Origin of the sequence: Streptomyces sp. NPDC050485 (assembly GCF_044458185.1) — a bacterium.
Lineage (GTDB): Bacteria > Actinomycetota > Actinomycetes > Streptomycetales > Streptomycetaceae > Streptomyces.
This window is the reverse complement of sequence record NZ_JBITHR010000003.1, coordinates 154,283-168,424: the sequence shown is the minus strand read 5'-3', so window position 1 is coordinate 168,424 and position 14,142 is coordinate 154,283. Positions and strand designations below refer to the sequence as shown.

Annotated in this window: 12 protein-coding genes; 8 read left to right on the top strand and 4 right to left on the bottom strand. The window is 71.4% G+C overall.

What is annotated here, in order from left to right; all coding sequences use genetic code 11:
• Nucleotides 1-119: 119 nt before the first annotated feature.
• Both ACIBK6_RS07375 and ACIBK6_RS07370 read right to left on the bottom strand, forming a co-directional pair.
• Nucleotides 120-776, bottom strand: a complete 657-nt coding sequence (locus ACIBK6_RS07375) for an MBL fold metallo-hydrolase (RefSeq protein WP_399049581.1) — start codon at nucleotides 774-776, stop codon at nucleotides 120-122.
• A 21-nt stretch (nucleotides 777-797) separates the two neighbouring features.
• Nucleotides 798-1,487, bottom strand: a complete 690-nt coding sequence (locus tag ACIBK6_RS07370) for a maleylpyruvate isomerase family mycothiol-dependent enzyme (protein ID WP_399049580.1) — start codon at nucleotides 1,485-1,487, stop codon at nucleotides 798-800.
• 234 nt (nucleotides 1,488-1,721) lie between these two features.
• Here ACIBK6_RS07370 and uvrA point away from each other — a divergent pair, with 234 nt between their 5' ends.
• Nucleotides 1,722-4,712: an excinuclease ABC subunit UvrA gene (gene uvrA / locus ACIBK6_RS07365; RefSeq protein ID WP_399049579.1), complete on the top strand. Its 2,991-nt coding sequence runs from the start codon at nucleotides 1,722-1,724 to the stop codon at nucleotides 4,710-4,712.
• A 221-nt stretch (nucleotides 4,713-4,933) separates the two neighbouring features.
• Here the strand turns inward: uvrA and ACIBK6_RS07360 are convergent, their stop codons facing one another.
• On the bottom strand, nucleotides 4,934-5,836 hold the full coding sequence (locus ACIBK6_RS07360; RefSeq protein WP_399049578.1) for a carbohydrate kinase: 903 nt from the start codon (nucleotides 5,834-5,836) through the stop codon (nucleotides 4,934-4,936).
• 172 nt (nucleotides 5,837-6,008) lie between these two features.
• Between ACIBK6_RS07360 and ACIBK6_RS07355 the strand changes: the two genes are divergently transcribed.
• On the top strand, nucleotides 6,009-6,437 hold the full coding sequence (locus ACIBK6_RS07355) for a Rieske (2Fe-2S) protein (RefSeq protein ID WP_399049577.1): 429 nt from the start codon (nucleotides 6,009-6,011) through the stop codon (nucleotides 6,435-6,437).
• Between the two features lie 4 nt (nucleotides 6,438-6,441).
• On the opposite strand, the gene ACIBK6_RS07350 is transcribed toward ACIBK6_RS07355, so the two are convergent.
• The gene (locus ACIBK6_RS07350; RefSeq protein WP_399049576.1) at nucleotides 6,442-7,365 is read right to left on the bottom strand and encodes a hypothetical protein; all 924 of its coding nucleotides are present in this window, start codon (nucleotides 7,363-7,365) and stop codon (nucleotides 6,442-6,444) included.
• Between the two features lie 238 nt (nucleotides 7,366-7,603).
• Between ACIBK6_RS07350 and ACIBK6_RS07345 the strand changes: the two genes are divergently transcribed.
• The 6 genes from ACIBK6_RS07345 to whiA all read left to right on the top strand — a co-directional run bounded on the left by ACIBK6_RS07345 (nucleotide 7,604) and on the right by whiA (nucleotide 14,116).
• On the top strand, nucleotides 7,604-8,215 hold the full coding sequence (locus ACIBK6_RS07345; RefSeq protein ID WP_399049575.1) for a papain-like cysteine protease family protein: 612 nt from the start codon (nucleotides 7,604-7,606) through the stop codon (nucleotides 8,213-8,215).
• 5 nt (nucleotides 8,216-8,220) lie between these two features.
• Entirely contained in the window at nucleotides 8,221-9,045 is an 825-nt protein-coding gene (locus tag ACIBK6_RS07340) for a hypothetical protein (RefSeq protein WP_399050157.1), read from the top strand.
• Nucleotides 9,046-9,154: 109 nt separating this feature from the next.
• Nucleotides 9,155-11,176 (top strand): excinuclease ABC subunit UvrC, encoded by a 2,022-nt coding sequence (uvrC, locus tag ACIBK6_RS07335; protein WP_399049574.1) that lies wholly within the window; start codon nucleotides 9,155-9,157, stop codon nucleotides 11,174-11,176.
• Entirely contained in the window at nucleotides 11,173-12,117 is a 945-nt protein-coding gene (rapZ, locus tag ACIBK6_RS07330) for an RNase adapter RapZ (protein ID WP_399049573.1), read from the top strand. Before uvrC ends, rapZ begins: the two co-directional genes overlap by 4 nt.
• On the top strand, nucleotides 12,114-13,136 hold the full coding sequence (gene yvcK / locus ACIBK6_RS07325; RefSeq protein ID WP_399049571.1) for a uridine diphosphate-N-acetylglucosamine-binding protein YvcK: 1,023 nt from the start codon (nucleotides 12,114-12,116) through the stop codon (nucleotides 13,134-13,136). Before rapZ ends, yvcK begins: the two co-directional genes overlap by 4 nt.
• On the top strand, nucleotides 13,127-14,116 hold the full coding sequence (whiA, locus tag ACIBK6_RS07320) for a DNA-binding protein WhiA (RefSeq protein WP_100574436.1): 990 nt from the start codon (nucleotides 13,127-13,129) through the stop codon (nucleotides 14,114-14,116). The genes yvcK and whiA overlap by 10 nt, the downstream gene beginning before the upstream one ends.
• The last annotated feature ends 26 nt before the right edge of the window (nucleotides 14,117-14,142 follow it).

Genomic DNA, 14,142 nt, shown 5'->3' with positions numbered 1-14,142 from the left:
CGGACGGGCGCACTCCCGCGCCCTCGATTGTCAGTGGCGGGTGCCACGATCGAGGCATGGACCTCTCCGACGCTCCGAGCACGCCCGTCATCGCGGGGGCCGCACCCGCCGCCGCGCGGCTACCAGCCCCGGGCGTGCCACTCCGGCAGGTGCGGACGCTCGTCACCGAGGGTGGTGTCGTTGCCGTGACCGGGATACACCCAGGTCTCGTCCGGCAGGGCGTCGAAGAGCTTGGCCTCGACATCGCGGATGAGGCTGGCGAAGGCCTCCGGGTCCTTCCCGGTGTTGCCCACACCGCCCGGAAACAGGCAGTCGCCGGTGAACACATGGGGGTGGCCGTGCGGGTCGTCGTAGACCAGGGCGATCGAGCCGGGCGTGTGGCCGACCAGGTGGCGCGCGGTCAGCTCGACGCGGCCGACGCTGATCGTGTCCCCGTCCTCGACGGGGATATCGGTCGGCACCGGGATGCCCTCGGCGTCGTACCGGCCGGCGTAGGTGCGCGCGCCCGTCGCCGCGACGACCTCGGCGAGCGCCTGCCAGTGGTCGCCGTGGCGGTGCGTGGTGACGACGGACGCGATGCCGTCGTCACCGATCAGCGTGAGCAGCGTCCCGGGCTCGGCCGCCGCGTCGATGAGCAGCTGCTCGCCGGTGTTCCGGCAGCGCAGCAGATACGCGTTGTTGTTCATCGCCCCGACCGCGACCTTGGAGATCATCAGGTCCGTCAACTCGTGCACATCGGCCGGGCCGCCGACCTTCACCGCTCCGCTGTACGTCATGGGCTCAGCCTATCGCCGGGATCACAGCGGGGGCAGTGCGGGCAGCGCCCCGCCGGTCGTCTTCAGGGCGGCCCCGTCGCGCCGCCCCGCGAGCCAGCCGACGATGTCCGCAGCGGGGCCCGTCACCTGGACCGAGCCTCCATCGGCGCCGCCCCCGGTGGTCCAGCTCCGCCCGGTGTCGTCGGTCAGGGCGATCGACGGGAGGTTCTTGTGCCCGGTGAACCGGTCGGCGAGGAATTCGATCTCGCGGCGGACGAAGTCCTCGGGCAGATCCTCCAGTTCGTATCCGATCCCGAGGTCCACGTGGTGCAGCTCGACCTCCACGAGCCGCCTGAAGGGCACGCGGGCGGCCGTGTCGGTCACGCCGTTGCGCAGCTCGACCGTGCGCGACCAGTCGGCGGGCCGGTCGCCCTCCGCCTGGAAGGCAGCCGCGCTGTCGCGCACGTCCGCGAGCTGGACCGCCGGCGGACGCGGTGCGTCGCGCTCGATGTCGGCGTCCCGGGCCTCGGCGCTCGCATACATGGGCCGCCCGGCCAGCACGTTGACGAGCGCATCCGCGTTCCGTGCGATATGGGCCAGCACATGGCCGCGGCTCCAGCCGGGAAGCCGTGACGGCCCGGTGACGGAGGCGTTGTCCAGTGCGGCGGCTGCGCTGAGCAGCCGTTCGGTGGCTTCGCGTACAGAGTCCAGGTCGCGCGCGTGATCAATCATGGCGCCGACGATAGCCCCGCCACCCATTCGGGTGAAGGTGGCTGGACGAGTCCGTAAATCGAATGCGCGTGCTATACGCTCGGTGGGGGATCGCTCATCGGCTTCTCGCTGAGCCGCACTGTTCCCCGAAAGCTGTTCCCGATGACTTCACCGACAGCAATCCGGCGCCCCCCATACCCTGGGACGGGGGCTCCTGGAGCTCCCTCGCTTCTCTCTAGAAAGGTGCGGACCGGCGTGGCCGATCGTCTCATCGTCCGTGGCGCGCGCGAGCACAATCTCAAGAACGTCTCGCTCGACCTCCCGCGCGACTCCCTCATCGTCTTCACCGGGCTCTCGGGGTCGGGCAAGTCCTCCCTCGCGTTCGACACGATCTTCGCCGAGGGGCAGCGCCGGTACGTCGAGTCGCTCTCGTCGTACGCCCGCCAGTTCCTCGGCCAGATGGACAAGCCCGACGTCGACTTCATCGAAGGTCTGTCGCCCGCGGTCTCCATCGACCAGAAGTCGACCTCGCGCAACCCGCGCTCGACGGTCGGCACCATCACCGAGGTCTACGACTACCTGCGTCTGCTCTTCGCGCGCATCGGCAAGCCGCACTGCCCCGAGTGCGGCCGGCCGATCTCCCGCCAGTCGCCGCAGGCCATCGTGGACAAGGTCCTCGAACTGCCCGAGGGCAGCCGCTTCCAGGTCCTCTCGCCGCTGGTCCGCGAGCGCAAGGGCGAGTTCGTGGACCTCTTCGCCGACCTCCAGACCAAGGGCTACAGCCGGGCCCGGGTCGACGGCGAGACCATCCAGCTCGCCGAGCCGCCCAAGCTGAAGAAGCAGGAGAAGCACACCATCGAGGTGGTCATCGACCGCCTCACGGTGAAGGAGTCGGCCAAGCGCAGGCTCACCGACTCCGTGGAGACCGCACTCGGCCTCGCCGGCGGCATGGTCGTCCTCGACTTCGTCGACCTCCCGGCCGACGACCCCGAGCGTGAGCGGATGTACTCCGAGCACCTCTACTGCCCGTACGACGACCTCTCCTTCGAAGAGCTGGAGCCGCGCTCCTTCTCCTTCAACTCGCCGTTCGGCGCCTGCCCCGACTGCACCGGCATCGGCACCCGCATGGAGGTCGACCCCGACCTGATCATTCCGGACGAGGAGAAGTCCCTCGACGAGGGAGCGGTCTCGCCGTGGTCGCTCGGCCACACCAAGGACTACTTCGCCCGCCTGGTCGGCGCGCTCGCCGACGAGCTGGGCTTCCGCACCGACATCCCCTGGGCCGGTCTTCCGCAGCGCGCCAAGAAGGCGCTGCTCCACGGCCACAAGACCCAGATCGAGGTCCGCTACCGCAACCGGTACGGCCGCGAGCGCGCGTACACCACCTCCTTCGAGGGCGCGGTGCCGTTCGTCAAGCGGCGCCACTCCGAGGCGGAGAGCGACGGCGCCCGCGAGCGCTTCGAGGGGTATATGCGCCAGGTGCCCTGCCCCACCTGCGAGGGCACGCGCCTGAAGCCCTTGGTCCTCGCGGTCACCGTGATGGAGAGGTCCATCGCCGAGGTCGCCGCGATGTCGATCAGCGACTGCGCGGACTTCCTGGCCGAGCTGAGGCTCAACGACCGCGACAAGAAGATCGCGGAGCGGGTCCTGAAGGAGGTCAACGAGCGGCTGAAGTTCCTGGTCGACGTCGGCCTCGACTACCTCTCGCTCAACCGCGCGGCCGGCACGCTCTCCGGCGGCGAGGCCCAGCGCATCCGGCTCGCCACCCAGATCGGCTCCGGCCTGGTCGGTGTGCTGTACGTCCTGGACGAGCCCTCGATCGGCCTGCACCAGCGCGACAACCACCGCCTGATCGAGACCCTGGTACGCCTTCGCGACATGGGCAACACCCTGATCGTGGTCGAGCACGACGAGGACACCATCAAGGTGGCCGACTGGGTGGTCGACATCGGCCCCGGCGCCGGTGAGCACGGCGGAAAGGTCGTCCACAGCGGGCCGTTGAAGCAGCTCCTCGCCAACAAGGAGTCGATGACCGGGCAGTACCTGGCGGGCAAGAAGTCGATCCCGCTGCCCGACATCCGGCGCCCCATGGACCCGACGCGCCGGCTCACCGTGCACGGCGCGAAGGAGAACAACCTCCGCGACATCGACGTCTCGTTCCCCCTGGGCGTCCTGACCGCCGTCACCGGAGTCTCCGGCTCCGGAAAGTCGACGCTGGTCAACGACATCCTCTACACGCACCTGGCCCGGGAGTTGAACGGCGCGCGCAGCGTGCCCGGCCGGCACACCCGGGTCGCGGGCGACGACCTGGTCGACAAGGTGGTGCACGTCGACCAGTCGCCCATCGGCCGCACCCCGCGGTCCAACCCGGCGACGTACACCGGAGTCTTCGACCACGTCCGCAAGCTGTTCGCCGAGACGATGGAGGCCAAGGTCCGGGGTTATCTGCCCGGCCGCTTCTCCTTCAACGTCAAGGGCGGCCGCTGCGAGAACTGCTCGGGCGACGGCACCATCAAGATCGAGATGAACTTCCTGCCGGACGTGTACGTCCCCTGCGAGGTCTGCCACGGGGCGCGCTACAACCGGGAGACCCTGGAGGTCCACTACAAGGGCAAGTCCATCGCCGAGGTCCTGGACATGCCGATCGAGGAGGGCCTGGAGTTCTTCGAGGCCGTCCCGACCATCGCCCGGCACCTCAGGACGCTCAACGAGGTCGGGCTCGGCTACGTCCGGCTCGGGCAGTCCGCGCCCACGCTGTCGGGCGGTGAGGCCCAGCGCGTGAAGCTCGCCTCCGAGCTCCAGAAGCGCTCCACGGGACGCACGGTGTACGTCCTGGACGAGCCCACCACCGGTCTCCACTTCGAGGACATCTCGAAGCTGATCAAGGTGCTCTCGGGACTGGTCGACAAGGGCAACTCGGTGATCGTCATCGAGCACAACCTGGACGTCATCAAGACCGCGGACTGGGTGGTCGACATGGGCCCCGAGGGCGGCAACGGCGGCGGTCTGGTCATCGCCGAGGGCACGCCCGAGCAGGTCGCCTCGGTGCCGACCAGCCACACCGGCAAGTTCCTGCGGGACATCCTGGGGGCCGACCGGATCAGTGACGCGGCGCCGTCGCCGGTGCGCAAGACGGCGAAGAAGGCTCCGGCCAAGAAGGCGGCCCCGGCCAAGAAGGCGGTGGCTTCGGCAGCCGCGGCGAAGGCTGCGCCCGCGAAGAAGGCGGCCCGGGCGCCGAAGGCCTGAGTCTTCCCCACCCCGCCCCTTCCCGAAACCCTCCGGGGGCGGGTGGGGGAGGGGACGTGCGGCTCGGTGGGCACGGGGCTCCGCCCCGGCTCCTCAAGCTCCCCCAAGGCCTCAAGGGCCAGGGGGACCCCCATGAGGGGCTTGATCGTGCCGCAGGGGTGAGGGAGGTGCGGGGCCGCGCTGTGCCGCTGTGTGCGGGGCCCAGTTGGGCCGCAGATGCTTCATGTCGCGACGTCGGAGACCGCCGCCAGCTCCGTCGCCAGGGGCGGCTGGGCGCCCTCTCTGGCGCAGGTCAGGGCCGCTGCTCTCGCCGCGTAGCGCAGAATGTCCGGCCAGTCGGCCGTTGCCAGGGGGGCGGCTGCGAGGCGTTGCAGCAGCGCCGCGTTCACCGTGTCGCCCGCGCCGATCGTGTCCACCACGTCGACCCGCTCGCCGGGTGCGGAGTGCTCCGCACCCTCGGCGGTGCGTACGGTCAGCCCCGCCGCGCCCCGGGTCAGGACCACCGCGCGCGGCCCCGCCGCAAGCCATTCCTCGACGGTTCCGCCCAGCCAGGCGGCGTCCTCCTCGGAGAGCTTCAGGAGCGAGACGTACGGCAGCCAGCTCCTGAACCGCGCCCGGTAGGCCCCGGCGTCCGGGATCAGGCCCGGCCGGATGTTGGGGTCGAGCAGGGTGAGGACACCGCGGGCGGACTCCCTGCGCAGCAGCGCCTCGTACGCGCTCGCCCCGGGTTCGAGCACCAGCGAGCAGGTGCCGAACGCCAACGCGCTGACGGAGGGCGGCAGTTGAGGGGGCAGCTCGAAGAGCCGGTCGGCGGTGCCGTCCGCGTAGAAGCCGTAGCCCGCGGAGCCGTCCGCGCCGAGCGTGGCCACCGCGAGCGTCGTCGGCTCCGGGCCGCGCTGCACCAGGGACGTGTCGACCCCGGCCGAGCGCAGCCCGCCGAGCAGGGCCTCGCCGAAGCCGTCCGTGGACACCCGGGAGCAGAAGGCGGCCCGTGCGCCGAGCCGGCCGAGGGCGACCGCGGTGTTGTACGGGCCGCCGCCGGGCCGTGGCGCCAGCGGCCCCAGCGGTTCCCCCGGCTGCTGCGGCACCAGGTCGATGAGGGACTCTCCGGCGACGACGATCACGGCCCAGAACGTAACCCATCGCGGGCGGTCCGGGCAGCCCCCTCGAAGGGCCCCCTCGAAGGGTGCGCGATCTGCGCCGGTATCGTCGGTTCCGCAACCCCCGAGTCGGGTGTGCGCCGACCGGGTCGGCCGCGCGGACGACCGACCGAGACCAGTGATCAGTGGAGAACCCATGACCGGCCAGCCCGCCGCCCGCCGCACCGTGCTGAAAGGCGCCGCCCTCGCCGGAGTGGCGGGGATCGGCGCGGCCGCCTGCTCCACCGAGTCCAAGCTGGGTCACGCCGAGACGCCCACCCCGACCGCGCCCGAGCCGCTGGGCTCGCCCGACGCGGTCCCGGTGGGCGGCGCCAAGCTCTACCGCGAGCAGCGGGTCATGGTGGCCTGCCCGGCCAAGGGCGAGTACAAGGCGTTCAGTGCCCAGTGCACGCACGCCGGCTGCCTCCTGGAGAAGATCGTGGACGGCCACGCGAACTGCCCCTGCCACGGCAGCCGCTTCAACGTGATGACCGGCCAGCCGGTGCAGGGCCCGGCCACCGTGCCGCTGCCCTCGGTGCCGGTGAAGCTGAAGAACGGCGAGCTCGTCGCGGGGCCGGACGCGTAGCGGCTCACTCCCACTCCCAGTCGATCCCCAGGATCCCCGGCCGCACCCCCTGCTCCACCAGGTGCACCGTCCGGTGCCGCCCGCTGAGGGTGAGGTCGCTGCGGCCGGAGCGGGTGGCGCCCGTCGAGGTCTGGGCGAAGCGGTGGCAGCGGGCCGGCAGGGCCGCCTCGTCGAACCGCACCTGAAGGACGTACTGGCCGCCCGCGAAGCTGAAGCCGCGCACGTACTCCCGGCCCGGCCCGCCGGTGCCGTCCTCGAAGCCGTAGCCGAAGAGATACGTTTCTCCGGCCCGCAGCCGGGTGTCGAAGAGCAGCTCGGCGACCAGCACCCCGGTCCCGGCGTCCCAGCGGACGCGGCCGGTGCGGCAGTTCTCGCCCGCCCGCACCTCCACCCGGGCCGGATCGCAGCCGGCGTCCCCGCGGTGTATGGCCAGATAGCGGTCGACGCCGTCGCGGTGGGCCCGTACGACGTGCTGCGAGTCGCGGCCGCGCAGTTCCCGGGCCGCTCCGATGCGGACCCGTTCGTGGTGGCCGACGGTGTGCAGGCCGCCGTCCACCGGGGACTCCAGCCCGGCGATGAGGTGCTCCACCACGCCCGACGCCTCGAGGAGCGAGCGGTAGGAGCGGCCGGCGGGCCGTTCCGCCTCGGCCGCGGAGGCGTCGTCCAGGAGCCGCAGCAGGGAGTGCGCGGGAAGGCCGAGCACCTCTTCGAGGCCGCGCACCGCGCGCAGCGACTCGGGGCGCTGCGGCCGCCGCGCCCCCTGCTGCCAGTAACTCAGGCTGGTCACCCCGACTTTGATGCCGCGGCCGGCGAGATGGTGCTGGACGCGCTGGAGGGGCAGGCCGCGTACGGCGAGGGCGGCGCGCAGCGCCAGGTGGAACGGGCCGGTGCGCAGCGCCTGCGTCAGATCGGCCTCGGTGTGGAGCATGAGGGGACTCCTCAGTGAACGTTCACGGTGGGGGGTGGGCGCGCGGTGGCGGCAGCGCCGCACAACCTGGTGGCGGGGAAGGAGTTGTTCACACTCCGGCCACCTTGTTCACACCCGCGTCCCACTCCGCATTGAAGCGCGTTGACCAGTTCCCGACAACGGCCGATGCTCAACCGCAAGCGTCCGGACGCGATCCTCCACCATCCCCAACCCCCCACCCCGCCATGGGAGGAACGCGATGCGCAACCGAAAGAGACGGCTGTCGGCCCTCACCCTCGTGGTGGCCGCCCTGTTTGCCGCCCCCACGGCAACGGCCACTGCAGCAGCCCCGCACAACGACAAGGCAGTGCCCGCCGCAGCCGCCGCGGCGAGCTCCCGGCAGCTCAACATCACCATGCAGGCCCAGCAGAAGGACAATTGGTGCTGGGCCGCGAGCGGAGACACCATCGCCACCTGGTTCGGCCGCAACTACAGCCAGAACCAGTTCTGCAACGCCGCCTTCGGCCGGACACAGGGCTACGACTGCCCCAACTGGCAGGCGGACCTGGGTAATGTGCAGAACGCCCTGGACTGGGCGGGCATCAACTCGGGCTCGTACGTGACCGGTTGGCTGCGCTACTCGACCGTGCAGACGGAGATCAACAACAACCGTCCGATCGAGACCCGCATCCAGTGGTCGAGCGGCGGCGGGCACATGAACGTGCTGTACGGCTACGACGACGCCAACAGCTGGGTGTACTGGGGCGATCCGTGGCCCTCCAACAACCGCTACAACTGGGGCTCGCACGACTGGTACGTCAACAACAACTCCTTCTCCTGGACCCACTCGCTGTACCGGATAGGGGCGTGACGACGATGAAACCGACCCGCCTCGCCCCCGCGGCCGCCGTCGCCGCCGCGCTCGTCGCCCTCGCCGCGCCGTACGCCGCGGCCGACCAGGCGCCCGCCGCCTCCGCGCAGTCGAAGGCCGCGGCCCGCCAGGCCGCGACCGCTCCGGCCACCCTCGACACGCTGTCCCGCTTCTTCGCCCGGGACGGCAAGGTCGCACTCAAGGCCGCCGCCCCGCACATCGAGGGCGACGCGGTGCCCGTCTACACGCTCTCCCCGCAGTTCGTTGCCGGGAAGGCGGGCGCCCCCGTCGCACAGCTGGAGTACCTCGCCTCCACCGCCGTCTCCTCGGACGGCCAGAAGGCCTCCCTGTGGACGGTTCAGCAGGGCTCCTCCTGGAAGGTGGTCAACATAGCCACCGGCGACGACGAGTCCCGCTACGCCGCGTCGGGCGCCGCGAAACTCCCCGGCGGCACCGTGTTCCAGGAGCCGCAGATCAACGCCTGGTACGTCCAGAAGGGCAGCAAGGTGCTGCCGCTCGACAAGGACGCCGTCAAGGCGATCGGCGCCAACGGCACCACGCTGGCCGCCTACCAGAAGCGGGTCGCCAAGGCGTACGGCGACAAGCTGCCCGGCTCGGCGTACGACGGGTCGGGCAAGGCCGGCGGCTACAACGAGACGGCCCAGGAGAGCAGGGACCAGGCCGCCCAGGCCGCGGCCGTGGCGGCCCGCCACGACGACAGCTCCCTGACGGTGGTCTCCACCGTGGCCGGCGCGGGCGCGCTCCTGGCGCTCGGTCTCACCGGCACGGCGGCGCTGCGCAGGCGCCGCCGCCCGGCCGGGCAGGCGTAGCACACGCTCCGGTGCGGGGGCCCGACGGCGTGCCCCCGCACCGGAGCGTTCACCGCCCGCCCCCAGGGGAGAGGCCGCGTTGTCAGCCCCCGCCAGTAGGGTGGTGGCCATGGCAGACCCCTCCAGCTACCGCCCCAAGCCGGGACAGATCCCCGACTCGCCGGGGGTCTACAAATTCCGCGACGAGCACCGCCGGGTGATCTACGTCGGGAAGGCGAAGTCCCTGCGCCAGCGGCTCGCCAACTACTTCCAGCCGTTGACGAGCCTGCACCCCCGCACGGCCACGATGGTCACCACGGCGGCCTCCGTGGAGTGGACGGTCGTCGCCACCGAGGTCGAGGCGCTCCAGCTCGAATACTCCTGGATCAAGGAGTTCGACCCCCGCTTCAATGTCAAGTACCGCGACGACAAGAGCTATCCGTACCTCGCGGTGACGATGAACGAGGAGTTCCCGCGCGTCCAGGTCATGCGCGGCGCCAAGAAGAAGGGCGTGCGCTACTTCGGTCCGTACGGGCACGCCTGGGCGATCCGCGAGACCGTCGACCTGATGCTCCGCGTCTTTCCGGTACGCACCTGCTCGGCGGGCGTGTTCAAGCGTTCCGCCCAGATCGGCCGCCCCTGTCTGCTCGGCTACATCGGCAAGTGCGCGGCCCCCTGCGTCGGCCGCGTCACCCCCGAGGAACACCGCGAACTGGCCGAGGACTTCTGCGACTTCATGGCCGGCCGCACCGGCGCGTACCTGCGCCGCATCGAGCAGCAGATGAAGGCGGCGGCCGAGGAGATGGAGTACGAGCGGGCGGCGCGGCTGCGCGACGACATAGAGGCGCTCAAGAAGGCCCTGGAGAAGAACGCGATCGTCTTCAACGACGCCACCGACGCCGACCTGATCGCGCTCGCCGAGGACGAGCTGGAAGCCGCCGTGCAGATCTTCCACGTCCGCGGCGGCCGGGTGCGGGGCCAGCGCGGCTGGGTCACCGACAAGGTGGAGGCCGTCGACACCGCGGGCCTGGTCGAGCACGCGCTCCAGCAGCTGTACGGGGAGGAGACCGGCGACTCCGTACCGAAGGAGGTCCTGGTCCCGGCGCTGCCCGAGGACGCGGAGGCGGTCAGCGGCTGGCTCGCCAGCAGGCGCGGCTCCAACGTCTCGCTGCGCATCCCGCAGCGCGGCGACAAGAAGGACCTGATGACCACCGTCGCCCGCAACGCCCAGCAGGCCCTGACCCTGCACAAGACGAAGCGCGCGTCGGACCTCACCACGCGCTCGCGGGCCCTTGAGGAGATCGCCGCCGCCCTGGAGCTGGACAGCGCGCCGCTGCGCATCGAGTGCTTCGACATCTCGCACCTCCAGGGCGACGACGTCGTGGCGTCCATGGTGGTCTTCGAGGACGGCCTGGCGCGCAAGAGCGAGTACCGGCGCTTCCAGATCAAGGGCTTCGAGGGCCAGGACGACGTCCGGTCCATGCACGAGGTGATCAGCCGCCGCTTCAAGCGCTATCTGGCCGAGAAGGTGCGCACGGGGGAGTGGGGCGAGGAGGAGGGCCGGGAGGACGGCGAGGAGAACGGCGGGGTGTCCGGTGAGGTGTCCGCCCTCCAGGAGGAGGACGGCCGTCCCAAGCGCTTCGCCTACCCGCCGCAGCTCCTGGTCGTCGACGGCGGGCAGCCGCAGGTGGCCGCCGCCAAGCGGGCGCTCGACGAGCTCGGGATCGACGACATCGCGGTGTGCGGGCTCGCCAAGCGGCTCGAAGAGGTCTGGGTGCCCGAGGAGGACGACCCCGTGGTGCTGCCGCGCTCCAGCGAGGGCCTGTACCTCCTGCAGCGGGTGCGTGACGAGGCCCACCGGTTCGCCATCACCTATCAGCGGGCCAAGCGGACGAAGCGCTTCAAGGCGGGGCCGCTGGACGCGGTGCCCGGCCTCGGCGACTCCCGCAAACAAGCCCTGATCAAGCATTTCGGCTCGGTGAAGAAGCTCCGGTCGGCGACAATCGACCAGATCTGCGAGGTGCCCGGCATAGGCCGCAAGACGGCCGAGACCGTTGCCGCGGCCCTCGCCGAAGCGGCCCCGGCCGCGCCCGCCGTGAACACGGCGACAGGAGAGATCATTGAAGAGGACGACGGGGGCAGCACGACATGACTGAGCACCACGAAGAAGACCGAGAAGCGGGAGTAGACGTGAGTACGGGCACGACGATCGAGGCCGGCGGGGCCGATGCGGCCATCCCCGAGCTGGTGATCATCTCCGGTATGTCCGGCGCCGGGCGCAGCACCGCCGCCAAGTGCCTGGAGGACCTCGGCTGGTTCGTGGTCGACAACCTGCCGCCCGCGCTGATCCCCACCATGGTGGAGCTCGGCGCCCGGTCCCAGGGCAATGTGGCCCGCATCGCGGTCGTCGTGGACGTGCGCGGCCGGAGGTTCTTCGACAACCTCCGCGAGTCGCTCGCCGACCTCGACGCGAAGGAGGTCACCCGGCGGATCGTCTTCCTGGAGTCCTCCGACGACGCGCTGGTGCGCCGCTTCGAGTCGGTGCGCCGCCCGCACCCGCTCCAGGGCGACGGCCGGATCGTCGACGGCATCGCCGCCGAGCGCGACCTGCTGCGCGAACTGCGCGGCGACGCCGACTTGGTGATCGACACCTCCAGCCTCAACGTCCACGAGCTGCGCGCCAAGATGGACGCCCAGTTCGCGGGCGACGAGGAGCCGGAGCTGCGCGCCACCGTGATGTCGTTCGGCTACAAGTACGGCCTGCCGGTCGACGCCGACTTGGTGGTCGACTGCCGCTTCCTGCCCAACCCGCACTGGGTGCCGGAGCTGCGTCCGTTCACCGGTCTGAACGAGGAGGTGTCGGGCTACGTCTTCAACCAGCCGGGCGCCAAGGAGTTCCTCGACCAGTACAGCGAGCTGCTCCAGCTGATCGCCACGGGCTACCGCCGCGAGGGCAAGCGGTACGTGACGATCGCGGTGGGCTGCACCGGCGGCAAGCACCGCTCGGTCGCCATGTCCGAGAAGCTTGCCGCCCGCCTCGCCTCCGAGGGGATCGAGACCGTCGTCGTACACCGGGACATGGGGCGCGAGTGAAGGTGTACCGCCGGCGTACCGTCGGCCCGGTGCTGCGCACCGGCCGCAAGCGGGGCGCCCAGCCCAAGGTCGTCGCGCTCGGCGGCGGCATGGGCCTGTCGGCCTCGCTCGCCGCACTGCGCCGGATCACCGGCGACCTGACCGCCGTCGTCACCGTGGCCGACGACGGCGGCTCCAGCGGCCGGCTCCGCGACGAGCTCGGCGTGCTGCCCCCCGGCGACCTGCGCAAGGCCCTGGCGGCCCTGTGCGGCGACGACGACTGGGGCCAGACCTGGTCCCGGGTCATCCAGCACCGCTTCCAGTCCAAGGGCGAGCTGCACGAGCACGCGGTGGGCAATCTGCTGATCGTGGCCCTGTGGGAGCAGCTCGGCGACCATGTGCAGGCCCTGGACCTGGTGGGCAAGCTGCTCGGCGCCCAGGGCCGGGTGCTGCCGATGTCGGCCGTCCCGCTGGAGCTGGAGGCCCTCGTACGGGGCCACGATCCCGGCCGCCCCGACGATGTGGACACCGTGCGCGGCCAGGCCACCGTGGCGCTCACGCCCGGCGAGGTGCTCTCCGTACAGCTGGTGCCGCACGACCCGCCGGCCGTCCCCGAAGCGGTCGCCGCGGTCCTCGACGCGGACTGGGTGGTGCTCGGCCCGGGCTCCTGGTTCTCCTCCGTGATCCCGCATCTGATGGTGCCCGAACTGCTCGACGCGCTCACCGAGACCAAGGCCCGCAAGGTCCTCTCGCTGAACCTCGCGCCACAACCGGGTGAAACCGATGGCTTCTCTCCGCAGCGTCATTTGGAGGTTTTGGGACGACACGCCCCTAAACTCGCCTTCGACGTGGTGCTGGCCGATGCGGCCGCCGTGCCCGACCGGGGGAGCCTGACCGATGCCGCCAAAAGGCTCGGAGCCGAGGTCGAGCTGGCGCCGGTGGCCAGGCCCGACGGTTCTCCGAAGCACGATCCGGAGCTGTTGGCCGCCGCGTACGACCGTATTTTTCGGATGCATGGAAGGATCGGCCCATGGCGATGACGCCGGCGGTGAAGGACGAAATTTCCCGGCTGCCCGTCACCCGGACCTGCTGCAGGAAGGCGGAGGTCTCGGCGATTCTTCGGTTCGCGGGCGGGCTGCACCTGGTGAGCGGCCGCATTGTGATCGAGGCGGAGCTGGACACCGCGATGGCGGCACGCCGGCTGAAGCGGGACATTCTGGAGATCTTCGGGCACAGCTCCGAGCTGATCGTGATGGCTCCGGGCGGCCTGCGCAGAGGCTCGCGCTTCGTCGTACGGGTCGTGGCGGGCGGCGATCAGCTGGCCCGCCAGACCGGGCTCGTCGACGGCCGCGGCCGTCCCATCCGCGGCCTGCCGCCCCAGGTGGTCTCGGGGGCCACCTGTGACGCCGAGGCCGCCTGGCGCGGCGCGTTCCTGGCGCACGGCTCGCTGACCGAGCCGGGCCGCTCCTCGTCCCTCGAGGTGACCTGCCCGGGCCCGGAGGCGGCCCTCGCGCTGGTCGGCGCGGCCCGGCGCCTCCAGATCGCGGCGAAGGCCCGCGAGGTCCGCGGTGTGGACCGGGTGGTCGTCCGGGACGGCGACGCGATCGGCGCGCTGCTCACCCGCCTCGGCGCGCACGAGTCGGTGCTCGCCTGGGAGGAGCGGCGGATGCGCCGCGAGGTCCGCGCCACCGCGAACCGCCTGGCCAACTTCGACGACGCCAACCTGCGCCGCTCGGCTCGGGCCGCGGTCGCCGCCGGGGCCCGCGTGCAGCGCGCCCTGGAGATCCTCGGCGAGGAGGTCCCGGAGCACCTCGCGGCGGCGGGCCGGCTGCGCATGGAGCACAAGCAGGCGTCCCTGGAGGAGCTGGGCGCGCTCGCGGACCCGCCGCTGACCAAGGACGCGGTCGCGGGCCGGATCCGCCGCCTGCTCGCCATGGCCGACAAGCGGGCCCAGGACCTGGGGATCCCCGGGACCGAGTCCAATCTGACGGAGGAGATGGCGGACGGCCTGGTCGGCTGACCCCGGCCCCGTCCTCAACTCGCCGT